We start from the raw sequence: 16,797 nt of genomic DNA, 5'->3' as shown, positions 1-16,797 counted from the left end.
GGACTCGTTATTCGCCGACGCTGATCTTCAGGCCGGCCGCGATCGCAAAGGGTGCCAGTGTCACCGCCAGCGCCGTCAGGCTGGCGAGCCAGAGCAGATGGCCGGTGGCTGGCATATTCTGCAACGCCGCCTGCAACGCACCACTGCCCAGGATCAATACAGGGATATACAACGGCAGAATCAGCAACGCCAGCAGCAGGCCGCCGCGCTTGAGACCGACCGTCAACGCCGCGCCCACCGCGCCCAGCAGGCTCAACACCGGCGTGCCCAGCAGCAGGGAGGCGAGCAGCACCGGCAGGCAGGCGCTCGGCAGGCCCAGCATCAATGCCAGCAGTGGCGCCAACAATACCAGCGCCAGCCCGGAAAAGATCCAGTGCGCCAGCACCTTGGCCAGTACCAGCAAGGCCAGCGGGTGCGGCGAAAGCACCCACTGTTCGAGCGAACCGTCCTCGAAATCGCTGCGGAACAACCCGTCCAGCGACAGCAGCACCGCCAGCAGGGCCGCGACCCAGACCAGTCCCGGCGACAAGGTTTGCAACAATTGTGTCTCAGGACCGACCGCCAGCGGAAACAGGGCGACGACGATGGCGAAGAACACCAGCGGATTGGCCAGCTCCGCCGGGCGGCGGAACAACAGGCGCGCCTCGCGGCGCAACAGCAGAAGGAATACGCTCATGCCGCCCACTGCCCCAGGTTCAGCTCACGGTAACCGGATGGCTTGCGTTCGAGCGTGTGATGGGTGGTCAGCACCACGGTGCCGCCCTGCTCGCAGTGGGCCGCAAGGTGGGCCTCCAGCTGGGCCACGCCCTGCTTGTCGAGGGCGGTGAACGGTTCGTCGAGGATCCACAGCGGCGGGCTGTCCAGATAAAGCCGTGCCAGGGCGACCCGGCGCTGCTGGCCGGCGGACAGGGTGTGGCAGGGTACATCCTCGAAACCGCGCAGGCCGACAGCCTCCAGCGCCTGCCAGATCGCCTCGCGACCGGCCGGCCGGTGCAGGGCGCAGAGCCAGGCAAGGTTCTCTTCGGCGGTAAGCAAATCCTTGATCCCGGCGGCATGGCCGATCCACAGCAGGATGCTGGCCAGGGCATGGCGTTGTTCGGCCAATGGCTGGCCGCCGAGCAGGATCTGCCCGGCGGTGGGTTGCATGAGCCCGGCCAGCAGGCGCAGCAAGCTGGTCTTGCCGCTGCCGTTGGGGCCGCTGATCTGCAACATGTCGCCGGCGCCCAGCTCGAAATCGAGTTGCTCGAACAGCAAGCGCCAGTCGCGCTCGCAGGCCAGGCCTGCGGCTTGGAGGTGAAGGGTCACGGTTTCGCCTTATCTTTGTAGGGCTTCGGCGCGGTGTCGCCTGCTTCGCGGGTAACGCCGCTCCAAAGCCCCTATGTCTCAAGTCGCCCGCCGCGCTGCCGTTATACTGGCAACAATGGGCGGTCGGCATTATTACACGCGTCACCGCGCTGCCAAGAGGCCGAGTTCGACAGGTTGTATACAATCATGACTGAAATCAATAGTCTCGGCGCACAAACCGTGCCAGGGCCCCAGGCGGCCAAGGCGGCCATGACCGGCGAGCTGCTGCGCCTGCTGCAAGCGCAACCCGGCCTGCTGGCCCCGGGTGAGACGGCACGTGCCGAGGTCATGTCGATGCGCCAGGTCGGCGTTGATTTCCAGCTATCGCTGCGTCTGACCCAGGGCAACGGCAACCAGACCCAGTTGCAGGCCAATGCCAGCCAACCCCTGCCCCAAGGCAGCCAGGTCACGGTCACGCAGACTGAAAGCAATCGCCTGGCGGTCATGGTGCAGAAGGTCCACGCCAACAACATCACTACCCTCACCCGCCTGGACACCGGCCAGGTTCCAGTCGGCACACTGCTGCAAGGCAAGGTCCTGACCAGCCAGCCCCTGCCGCAGAACGCAGGCGAGATCGCCAGTTTCCGCTCGCTGGTAAGCCTGCTCAACAGCAGCCAGGCCGGCGCCACCCTGGCCATCGACAGCCCGCGGCCACTGCCCGTCGGCAGCCTGCTCAGCGCGCTGGTACAAGGTGACCAGTCGCTGCGCTTCGTTCCCTTGAGCGGCCGCCAGGATCAATTGGCCATTGCCCAGCAGCTGGTGACCCAGCAAGGCCGACAGGCCTCGCTGCCTGGCTTGCTCAATGCCCTGCAGCAGGTCGCCACCTCCGGCGACACTGGCACACAACTGCGCGCCAGCGCCGAACGCTTGCTGGCCAGCCTGCCCGATGCCCGCCAACTGGGTGATGCGAAAAATCTGGCCCAGGCGCTGAACAACAGTGGCGCCTTCCTTGAAGCCAAGCTGCTGGGCGGCCTGGCAAGCGGCGTGGCGCCCGACCTGAAGACACAACTGGTCAGGCTGATCGCACAGTTGCCCAATCCCCCCACGGGACAAGCGCTCACGCCCGCACAGACCAGTACGCTGGCCCATGCCCTGCCTGGTTTCGCCCGCAGCGCCCTGGGCATGCTCGGCCAGGTCAGCCCGCGCCCGCAACCTGGAGCCTTCCCGTTGCCCTCGCGGCTGTTGCAGAGCCTGGAAAACGAAGGCGACCTGCAGCAGTTGCTGCGCCTGGCCGCCGCCGCCATCTCGCGCCTGCAGAGCCACGCACTGTCCAGCCTGCAGCAATCCGGACCACTGGAGAACGGCAACCAGCAGACCACCTGGCAAACCGAGATCCCCATCCGCCATGGCCAGGAGTTCATTCCCCTGCAGGTCAAGCTGCAGCGCGAGGAAACGCCGGAGCAGCAAGCGGATCGCGAACGTGAAGGGCGTGATCCACTGGAGGCCATATGGCGGATCGAACTGGCCTTCGACCTGTCACCGCTCGGCCCGCTGCAGGTCCAGGCGCAACTGCTGCAAGGACGTCTGTCGGGACAGCTGTGGGCAGAGCAGGAACAGACCGCCCGCCTGATCGACAGTCAGCTCGGCACGCTGCGCGAACGCCTGCTGGCCCGCGGCCTGGATGTCGGTGATTTGGAGTGCCACCCCGGCACGCCACCGCAAGGCCCACGCACACGCCTCGAACAACGCTGGGTGGATGAAACCGCATGAACAAGCAACCACGCCAGGCCATCGCCCTGAGCTACGACGGCCAGCAGGCGCCGACCCTGAGCGCCAAGGGCGACGACGAACTGGCCGAGGCCATCCTCGCCCTGGCCCGCGAACATGAAGTGCCGATCTACGAGAACGCCGAGCTGGTACGCCTGCTGGCCAGGCTGGAACTGGGCGAGCAGATTCCCGAGGCGCTGTACCTGACCATCGCCGAGATCATCGCCTTCGCCTGGCAATTGCGCGGCAAAGTGCCGGTGGGCTTCGACGACCAACCTGCGCCGCCACGGGATATCACGCCCGAGCAGCTGTTCCTGCCGGCAGGCGTGGATACGCACTGACCCCTTTGGGAGTGGTGCCATGCTTGCGCGATAATTCATTACCGCTCCCCGCCATTGGGGTTGAGTCACCGTTGTGCCTGGTTTCTCACACAGGTCGACTCAATCATGCCTTTACCCTTCATCACCAACTTGGGTGTACAGCTCGTCCGCGATCACCTGCAGGCCATCCCCCGCCCCGACAAGCACGCCGCCCAAGCCATCCGTGACTGGGCCAAACACCAGGGATCGGACCTGGATCCGGATCAGACCGACGTCGTCACCCTGCACTATCGAGGCCACCAGGCTGTCATCGTCCAGCGCCTGTCACTGACCGAAGCCGTGCTCTCAAACTGGCAAGGCGAGACCGACAAGAACCTGATCGGCCAACTGCTCCCGGGTCATTGGTCCGGCACACTGCCGTCCGGCCCACTGCAGATCGTCGATCGACTTCCAGCTCGCGGACCATGGGCCAACGGTGCCGATCATTCGGTATTCAATGGTTTGTTCCGCCGCACCGGCAACGGCCAATACGACAGCACGACGCATCTTGCCGTGGATGTCGAGGCCCTGCAGCGCTTCATCTGGAACCTGGACTTTCACGCCCGCTTCACCGCCATGCTGGACGACTACTGGCAGCACGCCCTGCATGGCCACCAGTTGTCCATGCGGATCAGCTTCATCACCGCCTGCAACAAGCAAGTGAGCGAAGGCTCGTTGAGCGATAACGCGCGCCAGCTGGCCTGGCAGGCTGCCGGCCTGGCCCCCCGGGCGGTCGGCCTGCGAATCAGGCCACTGAACGTCTACGGCTACAGCGCCACCGATCTGCTGTGCATCACCGACAAATCCCAGCCGCTCACCCTGCTCTACCTGCCAGGCAACGCCTCCCCCCTTCACGAGTTCGCCAACATGGCGGCGCTTCAGGACTGGTTCGCCAAGCAATGCCAAAACCCTGAAAAACGCCAGCGACTACGCCAGCACTTCAGCCTGGACGACACGCCGGATGGCCTTGATTACAGCGGTCTGGACACAGCCCTCGAAGGCCTTGGCGCCTACCCTGGCATACACTACCGCTCGGCAAACCGACCGGGATTCACCACCGACGGCCGCTGGTCCCCCAGGGACTACGTCAACTACCGTCCGGACAAATACAGCCCGAAGCTCGACGGCGATCTGTTCGAAGCCCTGAGCCTGCGCCAGCGCAAGCGCAACTATGCCAACGCCGACTTCATCGTTACCAGCAATCAGGAGGTGACCAAGTCGCGCTGGCGCGGCTACGTGATCAATACAATCAATCTGCTGGCACCCTTGGCCGTGGTACTGCCAGAACTGGCGCCGCTGCTTGCCCTGGGTGGCATTGCCCAGTTCGCGGCTGGAATCGATCAGGCAATCAACGGCAAGTCACTCGAAGACAAGGCCGAGGGCGTGACGAACATCGAGTTCGGCCTGATGAACGCTGCACCACTTGCCTTGCGGCCATTGGCGGAACCTCGCGTGATGTACCCCTCCCAGGGCAGACGTTTTGTCTTGCCCTGCCGGGTAAACCACCAACTGGGCTACCCGCTCAGCCCGATCACACCACCCGCGCTGCCTGAGCGCAAACTGGTCGGTTTGTTTGGCTCGACGGTGCCGCCCTTGCCTGGTGGCGATACCGCCATCACCCAATGGCTGGCGCGCGTGCCGGTCTCTGCGGACTCGGAAGCGCAGCTGCAGTCCCTGTTGAATGGCTACAACACACTGGTTCTCTACGACAGTGAACATGATGCGTTCATCCTCGAGTCCGAGGCGAACGAGATAAGGCCAACCTACTACCGGGTATCGCCAGAAGGCCACGGACTTGTCGAGATGACCCCGAACGCCCGGACAGTCACCGACCCGATGCGCATGAGCAGTCTGCGAGCCATGGGCGTGGATGTGCAACTGCCTTTGGAAGTCCCGCCTTTCGAGGCACACCTGCGCCAGCCGATCCCGCGCAAGATCTCAAGCATCTGGGTGGGCGACAAGGTGATCGCCCCCAAACTGTTGACCACGCTGGCACGCAACCAGCAGCGCCTGACGACCAGCCAGTATGCCTATCAGCTGTTCCTGTCCAACGCCAATGCCCAGGCCTTCAGCGAGAACCTTCGGCTGTTGGCCGCGCACGCACCGAATCTCGATGTACTGACCCTGGAGGAGCAACCGTTTTTCGCAAGGTTGCGCGACAGCAAATACTTCGAGCAGTATCAGGATGCCGTTAGCGGCGCAGGTGCAAATTTCTCCTCGGCATCCGACATCCTGCGCTATCCCCTGCTCACCGAAGAAGGCGGGTTGTACCTGGACGTCGACGATACCTTGCTCGCCGACCCGGCTCATCCAGACAATCCAAACCGCGCCGCGATCGACTCGGTGACCCTGGCCACCACACCGGACAGCCTCATTTTAGGTGTCCCGATGAACAACGACGCCCTGGGGATGTACTGCCAGTACAACACCAACATGATCGCCAGCCATGCCGGCAACCCGACGCTGCAAGCGATCTCGGACGCCATGCACGAACGCTACCTGGCCAACCGTGACTTCTACGGCAACAGGCCCGTAGTGAAGGGGCCCGAATTCGATGCCTATGCCTTGCGCCTGAGCCACATGACCGGGCCTGGCCTGCTGAACGATGTCATCGACCAGCGCCTGCCACGGCTGCGGGAACTGCGGCGAATCATCAACCTGCACGCCTTGCCGCAACACAATGCGCTGTACCTGGTGGCCCCCGTCGAGCAGGCATTGCGTGAAGCCGCGACAGGCGACATACCGCTCAACCATGTAGCCGAAGTCGGCAACTACCACTCTTGGGCCAAGCCCTGATACAGCCGGGGCGGCCTGACGGCCGCCTTTATCATCCTGGTGGTAAACATATACGTAAGCTTGGGTAACCGCCGTCGCTACCGTAGAGCCTCATTTATCCACGCGGTTCGATTCCAATGGCTTCCACTTTTGTAAACAACGCGGGCGAACAGTTCATCCGCCGCCACCTGCAGAATATTCCCAGTCCTAACCTGTATGCCGCCAAGGCAATCCGTGAATGGGCAGAGCAGGAGCAGCATCAGCTTGACCCCGACCAGACCGACGTCGTCACCCTGCACTACCGGGGTAATCAGGCCGTGGTTACCCAGCGCCTTTCGCTCACCCAGGCGGTGCTGTCGAACTGGCAAGGTGAAAACAACAAGGACCTGATCGGCCAGCTATTCCCGGGAAACTGGGCAGGCACCTTGCCAGACGGCCCGCTGACCATTGTCGAACATCTGCCGGAGCCCGGCCCGTTCGACAACAGCGCACGTTTCTCGGTCTTCAACGGCATCTTCAGCAGGTCCACCCCGGCGCGCTACGACAGCACCACGCACCTGCCGGTCGATGTCGAGGCCATGCAGCAGTTCATCTGGAACCTGGACCTGCACGCCCGCTTCGTCACGATGCTGGACGAGTATTGGCAAAAGACCAGCAAAACCCATCCACAGTCTCTGCAAATAAGCTTTATCGCCGCCTGCAACAAACAGGTCCAGGAAGGCTCCTTGAGTGACGCTGGCCGTCAGTTGGCCTGGCAAGCGGCGGGACTCATGCCGAGCGCTTCGGGCCTTGAAATCAGGCCTTTGAATGTCTATGGCTACGCCGCCACCGACATCATCCAGATTGCTGACCCAGCACATCCGCAAGTACTGCTGTACCTGCCGGGCAACTCATCACCCTTCCATGAGTTCGATGGCATGAACGCCCTGAAGGACTGGTTCGCCGAACAGTGCCGTGACAGCGAAAAACGCCAGCGCCTGCGTCAGTATTTCAAACTGGCCGACACCCCCGACGGCCTGGACTTCAGTGGGCTGGATACCGCGCTGGACGGCCTTGGCACCTACCCACGCTTTCACACCCGGTCGCCCAACCGACCCGGTTTTACCGTCGATGGTCCTTGGCCGCCCAGGGACTACGTCAACTACAAGGCTCACAAGTACAGCCCATTGATAGAAGGCGACTTGTTCGAAGCCCTCACGCTGCGCCAGCGCAAACGCAGCTATGCCGACGCCGACTTTCTCATCACCAGCAAGACGCAAGTGACCAAGGCCCGCTGGCGGGACTACCTGGTGACCTCGATCAATCTGCTGGCGCCCCTGGCGCTAGTGGTTCCTGAACTCATACCGCTGCTGGCCGTCGGTGGCATCGCGCAGTTTGGCTTGGGAATCGACCAGGCGATCAACGGCAAGACACCCGAGGACAAAGCGGGCGGCGTGAGCAACATCGAGTTCGGCCTGCTCAATGCCGCACCGCTGCCCTTGCTACTGGCGACCCGCCCACAAATCCTGTTTCCAGGCAAAAACTGGCGATTCGTCACGCCAACGCGAGTGAACGATCAGTTGGGCTACTCCCTGAGCCCCATGGACCCTCCCCGGTTACCGGAAGAGGACCCGGCAAGATACTTCCCTCGCCCCTCGTTCCCGTTGCCAACCGTGTCTGCGGGAGATAGCCCGGTAGCCCAGTGGGTAAACAGAGTCATTGACGGAGAAACTGGCGCCACGCGCCTGGAAGCAGTCCTGGACGAACGCAAGGTCGTGGTGCGGTACGACAGCGAGCACGACGCATTCATTCTCGAATCGGATGCCGAAAACAGACAACCGACGTTCTATCAAGTCACGCCTCAAAGTAACGGTCTGGTTGCGATGGAGGACACCAACCGCCTGGTTACAAACCAGATGCGCATGAAGACATTGCGTGCTCTGGGTGTCGACTTGCAGCTGCCCATCGAAATTCCAGCGGTCAACGGAGCCGATCTGAAAGCGCTGCCCAAGACAATCATCAGTATCTGGGTGGGTGACAAGGTTATTCCTGAAGACCTGCTGAAAACCGTCGGCACCAACGTCGAACGCCTGCGGGGAACCAGCTATCGCTATCGGATGTATCTGTCAATGGAGAACCCGCAGGCATTCGCCATCAATGAGACAAACTTGGCGAAATACAGCGACAAGCTGGAGATATTGAAGCTGGAAGACGAACAGCCCTTCGAAGACTTCAAGGACACCGAGTATTACACCCAATACCAAAAGGCCATCGAGATGAAACACTTCGCCTCGGCCTGTGACGTACTCCGTTACCCGCTACTCAACGCGGAAGGCGGAATTTACATGGACGTCGACGACACCTTGCAGAGTGCCACGCACAATCTGGACACCAAAGCACTGATCGGCTCGACCACCTTGAGAACGACTCCGGAGGGGCTGGTCCTGAGCGCCCCGATGAGTAACGACCTCATGGGCATGCATCTCGAATACGGCACCAGCATCATCGGCAGCCATGCAGACAACTACACCTTGGAAAGAATCTCCGAAGTGATGCGCGAACGCTTCCTCGACAAGCCAGACTTCTATGAGAGCAGACCATTGAAGGGTGAAGTCGGCTACGAGGATTACGTAAAGGAGTTGAGCAGAATGACCGGACCTCGCGTGCTCAACGACGTGATTGACGATGTCGACAACGAGGAGCTGTCCCGGCTGCGCATCCTGCGACAAATCGCCAAGCTGAGATCGACTCCTCAACGCAACTTCCGATTCCTCATGGCAGAGCCGTTCGGCGCCATTGATGCCGCCGAGAAAAGCGACCAGGCGCTGAGTGCCCTCGTGGAGATCGGCAACGCGCATTCATGGGGCAAGGCCTGACAACAACCGGGCGACTTGCGTCGCCCGATCAATCATTCCCCACGGTGCAGCTTGCTCATCAACTGCGCCTCGGCCTGGGTCAACCCGCAGGTCTGGGTCAGCTCCTCGACGCTCGCGCCCATCCCCACCAGCTTGGCGGCCTGGGCGAAGGTGACGCTGTTAGGGTCGCGCTGCTCCAGTTGCTGCAGCTTCTCGGGCAACGGCGCAACCACCGCGCGCAGCTCATGGATCGCCTCGCCCATGCGCACGGTGCCGTTCTGATAGTCGTCCAGGCGCTTGGCCAGGTCCTTGATGCGCTGGTCACGCAGCGCATCGCCCTGGGCCTGCTGGGCGGCCAGCTCGCGCTGGCGCTTGCTGTAGTTGAGGAAGAACCACAGGCTCAGCGCCCAGAGCAGCGCCAGGAAGATGACAGCAACCTCGAAGATCAACTCAGATGTTCTCCAGCTCGGACCACTCTTCCTCGGTCATCATCTTGTCCAGCTCGACCAGGATCAGCAGCTCGCCGTTCTTGTTGCAAACGCCCTGGATGAACTTGGCCGACTCTTCGTTGCCGACGTTCGGCGCGGTCTCGATCTCCGACTGACGCAGGTAGACCACTTCGGCGACGCTGTCGACGAGGATGCCGACCACTTGCTTGTCTGCCTCGATGATGACGATGCGGGTGTTGTCGGTGACTTCGGTCGGCATCAGGCCGAAGCGCTGGCGGGTGTCGATCACCGTCACCACGTTGCCGCGCAGGTTGATGATGCCCAGTACATAGCTGGGGGCGCCCGGAACCGGGGCGATCTCGGTGTAGCGCAGGACTTCCTGCACCTGCATGACGTTGATACCGTAGGACTCATTGTCCAGACGGAAGGTTACCCACTGCAGGATCGGATCTTCGGAACCTTGTGCAGACGACTTTTTCATTCCCCTAGCCCTCAAAATCCGCCATCGGCGGTGTGCTCTGTGTTGCCGCGGCAGTAGCGGCGTTGATTCAGTTGTGTTTTGTGTTCATCTGCTTGACCGCGCCACTGGCGATCAGCTCGGCCAGTTCGGCGACGTCGAGCAACGCGCACATGTGTTCGATCACCGTGCCGGCCAGCCACGGGCGTTGACCGCGCTGGCTGCGCCACTTGATCTCGTTCGGGTCCAGGCGCAGTGAGCGGCTGACCTGGTGCACGGCCAACCCCCACTCATAACCCTGCACGGAAATCACGTATTGCAGGCCCTGGCGGAAATCGTCGCGGTAGCGATCGGGCATCACCCAGCGCGCCGTGTCGAGTACCTTGAGGTTGCCCGCCTGGCAGGTGAGGATGCCGAGGAACCAGTCCGGCTGGCCGAACAGTGGTGTCAGTTCCTGGCCGGCAAGCGTGTAGATCGAACCCAGGCATACCAGCGGCACCGCCAGGGTCAGCCCGGCGACATCGAACAACAGGCATTCGAACGGCTCGGCGGCCCAATCCGGACGGCCATCGACGCTGGCCGGCGGCGTCGGCGCGGCGGGTGCCGCCGGCACATGCAGCTCCACCAGCGGCGCCACGGGTTCGATGATCTGGGTTTCACTCAGGACCGGGATGCTGGCTTCGGCCACCACCTCGGTCTCGACCACGGCGACCACCGGCTCCACCACCGGCGCGGCAGGCGGCAGCACGGTCGGCAGGACCTTCGCCTGCGGCTCGGCAAAGGGCCGCGCCGCAGGCAGGGCCGGGGCCACCTGGCGCTGGGCGTCACGAGCCTGTTCTTCGCGGACCGCGGCTTCGAAGTCATCGCCTGGGGCCTGCTCGACAGGCTCCTCGACGGGTGCCTCCAGCTCCGCCGGCAGCTCGAACGACTCGGTGGCCTCCTGCAGCAGCCCATCGAGATAGGACTGCAAGGCCATCTGTGGCTTGGTGGTGATCTGCCGTGCCTGGTTCATCACGCCACCTGCAACGCGGATCGGTAGGTGAGCAGGTGCTTGAGCAGTGCCCGGTAGGCCACCACGCCACGGCTCTTGCCGTCGAACTGCGAAGGCGTGACACCGTTGCGGCTGGCGTCACGCAGGCGCGTGTCCACCGGAATGTAGCCCTGCCAGACCTGGTCGCCATAGGTGTCGCGCAGCACCTTCAAGGTGCCCAGCGATGCCTGGGTGCGGCGGTCGAACAGGGTCGGCACGATCTGGTAGGGCAGCGCCTGCTTGCGCGAGCGGTTGATCATGCCCAGGGTGCTGACCATGCGCTCCAGGCCCTTGACCGCGAGGAACTCGGTCTGCACCGGGATCACCAGCTGCTGGCTGGCGGCCAGGGCATTGACCATCAGCACGCCCAGCAAGGGCGGGCTGTCGATCAGGGCAAAGTCGAAATCCTGCCACAGCTGCGCCAGACTCTTGGCGATCACCAGGCCCAGGCCACTCTGGCCTGGCGACTGGCGCTCCAGCACCGCCAGCGCGGTGCTCGACGGCAGCAGCGAGATACGCTCATCACTGGTCGGCAGCAGCAACTGGCCCGGCAAGCCCTCGGGCACCGTGCCCTTGTGCAGGAACAGGTCGTAGCAGCTGTGCTCGAGCGCATCGGGGTTGTGCCCGAAGTAGCTGGTCATCGAGCCGTGCGGGTCGAGGTCGACCACGACCACGCGCTTGCCCGCCTCGGCCAGCAGGCCGGCCAAGGCGATGGTGGTGGTGGTCTTGCCGACGCCACCTTTTTGATTGGCTACTGCCCAGACTCTCATCGTGCGTTGCTTCCTCCCGGTATGGCCGCCTGCCCTGCCGGGAACGGTGTGAAATTCAGTGACGGGGATTTGACGAAATCAGCCCCCGGTCGACGGTGCTGGCGAGGCTGGTGCACTTTGTGTGCCAGCCCGGCGCATCGCCGCATCCGGGGTGGCATTGGCGCTGCCGCTGCCGGTCAGGCTGCGACGCACCTCGAGGTTACGCGAGATCACCAGCACCACCCGACGATTGCGCGCCCGGCCTTCGGCGGTGTCGTTGCCGGCCACCGGCTGGTACTCGCCATACCCCACCGAAGCCATGCGCCCGGGGCTGACCCCTTCCATGGCCAACAAGCGGACAATGCTCGCCGCCCGCGCCGACGACAGCTCCCAGTTGGTCGGGTACTGGGCGGTGCGGATCGGCAGGTTGTCGGTGAAGCCCTCGACGTGCACCGGGTTGGCGAACGGCTTGAGGATCTTCGCCACCTTCTCGATGATCTCGAAGGCGACGTCGCTGGGCATGGCGTCGGCGCTGGCAAACAGCAGCGAGGAGTTGAGCTCGATCTCCACCCACAGTTCGTTGCCGCGCACGGTCATCTGGTTGGACTTGATCAGGTCGCCGAAGGCGTCGCGGACATCGTCGGTGATGGTCTTCAGCGGGTCGGCACTGGTCTGCGCCAGGCCCGCGTCGGTCTGCTCGCTGTCCTTGATCAGCGGCTCGGCGGGCTTGACGCTCAGCGGCCGCTCATCACCAATGGGGATCGGCTTCATGCTGCGCTCGGGGTCATTGAAGACCCCGATCAGCGCCTGGGAAATCTGCTTGTACTTGCCCTCGTTGATCGACGAGATCGAGTACATGACCACGAAGAAGGCAAACAGCAGGGTGATGAAGTCGGCATACGAGACCAGCCAGCGCTCGTGGTTCTCGTGCTCTTCGATCTTGCGACGACGGGCCATGGCTTACTCCATGAAGCCTTGCAGCTTCAGCTCGATCGAGCGCGGGTTCTCGCCTTCGGCGATCGACAGCAGGCCCTCGAGCAGCATCTCGCGATAACGCGACTGGCGCAGGGTGATGGCCTTGAGCTTGTTGGCGACCGGCAGCAGGATCAGGTTGGCGCTGGCCACGCCGTAGATGGTGGCGACGAAGGCCACGGCAATGCCGTTGCCCAGCTGCGACGGGTCGGCCAGGTTGCCCATCACATGGATCAGGCCCATCACCGCACCGATGATACCGATGGTCGGCGCGTAGCCGCCCATGCTCTCGAACACCTTGGCGGCCTGGATGTCGCGGGCTTCCTGGGTCAGGAAGTCGACTTCAAGGATGCTGCGAATGGCTTCCGGCTCGGCGCCGTCGACCAGCAGCTGCAGGCCTTTGCGCGCATAGGGATCGGACTCGGCGTCGGCCACGCCCTCAAGGCCCAGCAGGCCTTCCTTGCGTGCGGTCAGGCTCCAGTTCACCACCCGGTCGATGCCACCGGGCAGGTCCACTCGCGGCGGGAAGAAGATCCAGCGCACGATCTGCAGCGCGCGCTTGAACGACGACAGCGGCGACTGCAGCAATGCCGCCGCCAGGGTACCGCCCAGCACGATCAATGCCGCCGGGCCGTTGATCAGCGCACCGACGTGGCCGCCCTCGAGGAAGTTGCCGCCGACAATGGCGACAAAGGCGAGGATCAGGCCGATAAGGCTCAACACATCCATCAGACGCAGGCCTCGACCAGGTGCTTGCCAATCTCGTCCAGGCTGTACACGGCATCGGCCAGGTTGGCCTTGACGATGGCCATGGGCATGCCATAGATCACGCAGCTGGCTTCATCCTGCGCCCATACGGTGCTGCCGCCCTGCTTGAGCAGGCGCGCGCCTTCGCGACCGTCGGCGCCCATGCCGGTGAGCACCACCGAGAGCACCTTGTCGCCATAGGACTTGGCGGCGGAGCCGAAGGTGATGTCGACGCAGGGCTTGTAGTTCAGGCGTTCGTCACCCGGCAGGATCTTCACCGTGCCGCGGCCGTCGACCATCATCTGCTTGCCACCCGGGGCCAGCAGGGCCAGGCCCGGACGCAGCACGTCACCGTCCTCGGCTTCCTTGACGCTGATCTTGCACAGTTTGTCCAGACGCTCGGCGAAGGCCTTGGTGAAGGCCGCCGGCATGTGCTGGATCAGCACGATCGGCGCCGGGAATCCGGCGGGCAGCTGGGTCAGCACCCGCTGCAGCGCCACCGGACCACCGGTGGAGGTGCCGATGGCGACCAGCTTGTACGGCTTGCGCTTGGGCGCCGGCGAATGCGCGGCAGCCGGTGCCGCGGCACGGACCGGGGCGGCCGTGCGCGCAGGGGCGGTGCTGGCGAAGCTGCTGGTCGGCGCATGGCTGCTGGCTGGAGCTGGCGCGGCAGCCGGAGCCGGGCTGGAATAGGCGCTGAAACGGCGGTTGCTGCGCGAGATGGTGTGGACCTTCTCGCACAGCATCTGCTTGACCTTTTCCGGGTTGCGCGAGATGTCCTCGAAGTTCTTCGGCAGGTAGTCGACCGCGCCGGCGTCCAGGGCGTCGAGGGTGACGCGGGCGCCTTCGTGGGTCAGCGAGGAGAACATCAATACCGGCGTCGGGCAGCGCTGCATGATGTGCCGCACTGCGGTGATGCCGTCCATCATGGGCATTTCATAGTCCATAGTGATGACATCGGGCTTGAGCGCCAGCGCCTGGTCGATCGCTTCCTTGCCGTTGGTCGCGGTACCCACGACCTGGATCGTCGGGTCCGCCGAGAGAATTTCCGAGACACGGCGGCGGAAGAAACCGGAATCATCCACCACCAGGACCTTGACTGCCATAAACACTCCATTAGGCGGCGCACCCGCCAGGGCGCGCCACCGAAATCAAATACGCCGGGCGGCGTAACGCTTGAGCATGCTCGGGACGTCGAGGATCAGCGCGATCCGGCCGTCACCGGTGATGGTCGCGCCGGACATGCCCGGGGTGCCCTGCAGCATCTTGCCCAGTGGCTTGATCACCACCTCTTCCTGGCCGACCAGCTGGTCGACGACGAAGCCGATGCGCTGGGTGCCGACCGACAGGATCACCACATGGCCTTCGTGCTGCTCCTCGTGCTCGTGGTCCTGGACCAGCCAGCGCTTGAGGTAGAACAGCGGCAGCGCCTTGTCGCGCACGATCACCACTTCCTGGCCGTCGACCACGTTGGTGCGCGACAGGTCGAGGTGGAAGATCTCGTTGACGTTGACCAGCGGGAAGGCGAACGCCTGGTTGCCCAGCATCACCATCAGGGTCGGCATGATCGCCAGGGTCAGCGGCACCTTGATGACGATCTTCGACCCCTGGCCCTTGGCCGAGAAGATGTTGATCGAGCCGTTGAGCTGGGAAATCTTGGTCTTCACCACGTCCATGCCGACGCCGCGGCCGGACACATCGGAGATCTCGGTCTTGGTCGAGAAGCCCGGGGCGAAGATCAGGTTGTAGCAGTCCGACTCGCTCAGGCGGTCGGCCGCGTCCTTGTCCATCAGGCCCTTTTCCACCGCCTTGGCGCGCAGGATGCTCGGGTCCATGCCCTTGCCGTCGTCGGAGATCGACAGCAGGATGTGGTCGCCCTCCTGCTCGGCGGACAGCACCACCCGGCCCATGCGCGACTTGCCGGAGGCTTCGCGCTCGTCGGGCATCTCGACGCCATGGTCGACGGCGTTGCGCACCAAGTGCACCAACGGGTCGGCCAGGGCCTCGACCAGGTTCTTGTCGAGGTCGGTCTCTTCACCGACCAGCTCGAGGTTGATCTCTTTCTTGAGCTGGCGGGCCAGGTCGCGAACCAGGCGCGGGAAGCGGCCGAAGACTTTCTTGATCGGCTGCATGCGGGTCTTCATGACCGCGGTCTGCAGGTCGGCGGTGACCACGTCGAGGTTGGACACGGCCTTGGACATGGCCTCGTCGCCGCTGTTGAGCCCCAGGCGCACCAGGCGGTTACGCACCAGCACCAGTTCGCCGACCATGTTCATGATCTCGTCCAGGCGCGCGGTATCGACCCGCACGGTGGTTTCTGCCTCGCTGGCGCCATGCTTCTCGGCGGCCGGCGCCGGGGCGCGGGCCGCCGCGGCAGGCTTGGCGGCAGCTGGAGCTGCAGCAGGCGCGGGAGCCGGTGCCGGCTTGGCAACGGGCTTGACCTCGGCCTTGGCCGCGACAGGTGCGGCAACGGCAGCGGCAGGCGCTTCGGCGGTGACTGCGTCACCGGAGAACTTGCCCTTGCCGTGCAACTGGTCGAGCAGTGCCTCGAATTCGTGTTCGCTGATGCTCTCGTCGCCCGCAGCGGGTGCGGCACTGGCCGCTGGCGCGGCGGCGCCTGGCAGGGCGTCGACGGCGAAGGTGCCTTTGCCGTGCAACTGGTCGAGCAGCGACTCGAACTCGTCGTCGGTGATCTCGTCGCTGGCCGGGGCGGCTGGCGCAGGTGCGCTGACGGCGGCATCGGCCGAGAACTGGCCCTTGCCGTGCAACTGATCGAGCAGCGACTCGAACTCGGCATCGGTGATCTCGTCACCGCCGCCGCTGACGTCTTCGCCTTGCAGCTGCTCATGAACCTGAGCTTCGGCCTTGACCGCATCGAGCGAGTCGAGCAGTTGCTCGAACTCGGTATCGGTGATGTCGGGCTCGGCAGCCGCGGCTTCGACCACGGGCGCCGCCTCGACCACCGGGGCCGGGGCTTCGGCGCCACCGGGCTCGGCCAGGCGCGACAGCGCCGCCAGCAGCTCCGGCGTGGCCGGCGTGACATCGGTACGTTCGCGCACCTGGCCGAACATGCTGTTGACCGTGTCGAGGGCCTCGAGCACCACGTCCATCAGTTCCGCGTCAACACGGCGCTCACCTTTGCGCAGGATGTCGAACACGTTCTCGGCAATGTGGCAGCACTCCACCAACTCATTGAGCTGAAGGAAGCCGGCGCCCCCTTTTACAGTGTGGAAACCGCGGAAAATCGCATTGAGCAGGTCCGCATCATCGGGCCGGCTTTCCAGCTCGACCAATTGCTCGGACAGTTGCTCGAGGATTTCGCCGGCTTCTACCAGGAAATCCTGAAGGATTTCTTCATCGGCGCCGAAGCTCAT

General features: G+C 63.9%; 14 protein-coding genes. 4 read left to right on the top strand and 10 right to left on the bottom strand.

Annotation, left to right across the window (positions count from 1 at the left end; genetic code table 11):
- Positions 1 to 7: 7 nt before the first annotated feature.
- Positions 8 to 676, bottom strand: a complete 669-nt coding sequence (ccmB, locus tag K2O50_RS07910; RefSeq protein WP_028691018.1) for a heme exporter protein CcmB — start codon at positions 674 to 676, stop codon at positions 8 to 10.
- Positions 673 to 1,305, bottom strand: coding sequence for a cytochrome c biogenesis heme-transporting ATPase CcmA (gene ccmA, locus K2O50_RS07905; RefSeq protein ID WP_050706645.1), 633 nt, complete (start codon positions 1,303 to 1,305; stop codon positions 673 to 675). Before ccmA ends, ccmB begins: the two co-directional genes overlap by 4 nt.
- A 186-nt stretch (positions 1,306 to 1,491) precedes the next feature.
- Between ccmA and K2O50_RS07900 the strand changes: the two genes are divergently transcribed.
- From K2O50_RS07900 to K2O50_RS07885, 4 genes are all read left to right on the top strand, one after another.
- The gene (locus tag K2O50_RS07900) at positions 1,492 to 3,054 is read left to right on the top strand and encodes a flagellar hook-length control protein FliK (RefSeq protein WP_050706646.1); all 1,563 of its coding nucleotides are present in this window, start codon (positions 1,492 to 1,494) and stop codon (positions 3,052 to 3,054) included.
- Positions 3,051 to 3,392, top strand: a complete 342-nt coding sequence (locus K2O50_RS07895) for an EscU/YscU/HrcU family type III secretion system export apparatus switch protein (protein WP_050706647.1) — start codon at positions 3,051 to 3,053, stop codon at positions 3,390 to 3,392. Before K2O50_RS07900 ends, K2O50_RS07895 begins: the two co-directional genes overlap by 4 nt.
- 105 nt (positions 3,393 to 3,497) lie before the next feature.
- On the top strand, positions 3,498 to 6,206 hold the full coding sequence (locus K2O50_RS07890) for a dermonecrotic toxin domain-containing protein (RefSeq protein WP_220690028.1): 2,709 nt from the start codon (positions 3,498 to 3,500) through the stop codon (positions 6,204 to 6,206).
- Between the two features lie 116 nt (positions 6,207 to 6,322).
- A complete protein-coding gene (locus K2O50_RS07885) occupies positions 6,323 to 9,040 on the top strand; it encodes a dermonecrotic toxin domain-containing protein (RefSeq protein ID WP_050706649.1) in 2,718 nt (905 codons plus the stop codon).
- Between the two features lie 32 nt (positions 9,041 to 9,072).
- Here the strand turns inward: K2O50_RS07885 and K2O50_RS07880 are convergent, their stop codons facing one another.
- The 8 genes from K2O50_RS07880 to K2O50_RS07845 all read right to left on the bottom strand — a co-directional run bounded on the left by K2O50_RS07880 (position 9,073) and on the right by K2O50_RS07845 (position 16,797).
- Positions 9,073 to 9,468 carry a DUF2802 domain-containing protein gene (locus tag K2O50_RS07880; protein WP_023630608.1) on the bottom strand — a complete coding sequence of 132 codons (396 nt, stop codon included), beginning with the start codon at positions 9,466 to 9,468 and terminating at the stop codon, positions 9,073 to 9,075.
- A 1-nt stretch (position 9,469) separates the two neighbouring features.
- A complete protein-coding gene (locus K2O50_RS07875) occupies positions 9,470 to 9,949 on the bottom strand; it encodes a chemotaxis protein CheW (protein ID WP_003254393.1) in 480 nt (159 codons plus the stop codon).
- A 67-nt stretch (positions 9,950 to 10,016) separates the two neighbouring features.
- On the bottom strand, positions 10,017 to 10,937 hold the full coding sequence (locus K2O50_RS07870; RefSeq protein WP_050706650.1) for a CheW domain-containing protein: 921 nt from the start codon (positions 10,935 to 10,937) through the stop codon (positions 10,017 to 10,019).
- Positions 10,937 to 11,725 carry a ParA family protein gene (locus K2O50_RS07865; protein ID WP_028691011.1) on the bottom strand — a complete coding sequence of 263 codons (789 nt, stop codon included), beginning with the start codon at positions 11,723 to 11,725 and terminating at the stop codon, positions 10,937 to 10,939. Before K2O50_RS07865 ends, K2O50_RS07870 begins: the two co-directional genes overlap by 1 nt.
- Positions 11,726 to 11,803: 78 nt before the next feature.
- Positions 11,804 to 12,661, bottom strand: coding sequence for a flagellar motor protein MotD (motD, locus tag K2O50_RS07860; RefSeq protein WP_050706651.1), 858 nt, complete (start codon positions 12,659 to 12,661; stop codon positions 11,804 to 11,806).
- Between the two features lie 3 nt (positions 12,662 to 12,664).
- Complete coding sequence (locus K2O50_RS07855; RefSeq protein ID WP_050706652.1) at positions 12,665 to 13,405, bottom strand: flagellar motor protein; 741 nt, start codon at positions 13,403 to 13,405, stop codon at positions 12,665 to 12,667.
- A complete protein-coding gene (locus K2O50_RS07850) occupies positions 13,405 to 14,529 on the bottom strand; it encodes a chemotaxis response regulator protein-glutamate methylesterase (protein WP_050706653.1) in 1,125 nt (374 codons plus the stop codon). The genes K2O50_RS07855 and K2O50_RS07850 overlap by 1 nt, the downstream gene beginning before the upstream one ends.
- A 45-nt stretch (positions 14,530 to 14,574) precedes the next feature.
- Positions 14,575 to 16,797, bottom strand: coding sequence for a chemotaxis protein CheA (locus tag K2O50_RS07845; RefSeq protein WP_050706654.1), 2,223 nt, complete (start codon positions 16,795 to 16,797; stop codon positions 14,575 to 14,577).

This window comes from Pseudomonas sp. 2hn (assembly GCF_019646095.1).
GTDB lineage: Bacteria > Pseudomonadota > Gammaproteobacteria > Pseudomonadales > Pseudomonadaceae > Aquipseudomonas > Aquipseudomonas peradeniyensis.
This window is presented reverse-complemented; position numbering and strand designations above follow the sequence as displayed.

Coding starts and splice junctions, on each gene's coding strand:
- K2O50_RS07850 (WP_050706653.1), bottom strand. CDS start 14,529: ATGGCAGTCAAGGTCCTGGTGGTGGATGATTCCGGTTTCTTCCGCCGC.
- K2O50_RS07870 (WP_050706650.1), bottom strand. CDS start 10,937: ATGAACCAGGCACGGCAGATCACCACCAAGCCACAGATGGCCTTGCAG.
- K2O50_RS07900 (WP_050706646.1), top strand. CDS start 1,492: ATGACTGAAATCAATAGTCTCGGCGCACAAACCGTGCCAGGGCCCCAG.
- K2O50_RS07865 (WP_028691011.1), bottom strand. CDS start 11,725: ATGAGAGTCTGGGCAGTAGCCAATCAAAAAGGTGGCGTCGGCAAGACC.
- K2O50_RS07845 (WP_050706654.1), bottom strand. CDS start 16,797: ATGAGCTTCGGCGCCGATGAAGAAATCCTTCAGGATTTCCTGGTAGAA.
- K2O50_RS07855 (WP_050706652.1), bottom strand. CDS start 13,405: ATGGATGTGTTGAGCCTTATCGGCCTGATCCTCGCCTTTGTCGCCATT.
- K2O50_RS07875 (WP_003254393.1), bottom strand. CDS start 9,949: ATGAAAAAGTCGTCTGCACAAGGTTCCGAAGATCCGATCCTGCAGTGG.
- motD (WP_050706651.1), bottom strand. CDS start 12,661: ATGGCCCGTCGTCGCAAGATCGAAGAGCACGAGAACCACGAGCGCTGG.
- K2O50_RS07895 (WP_050706647.1), top strand. CDS start 3,051: ATGAACAAGCAACCACGCCAGGCCATCGCCCTGAGCTACGACGGCCAG.
- K2O50_RS07890 (WP_220690028.1), top strand. CDS start 3,498: ATGCCTTTACCCTTCATCACCAACTTGGGTGTACAGCTCGTCCGCGAT.
- K2O50_RS07885 (WP_050706649.1), top strand. CDS start 6,323: ATGGCTTCCACTTTTGTAAACAACGCGGGCGAACAGTTCATCCGCCGC.
- ccmB (WP_028691018.1), bottom strand. CDS start 676: ATGAGCGTATTCCTTCTGCTGTTGCGCCGCGAGGCGCGCCTGTTGTTC.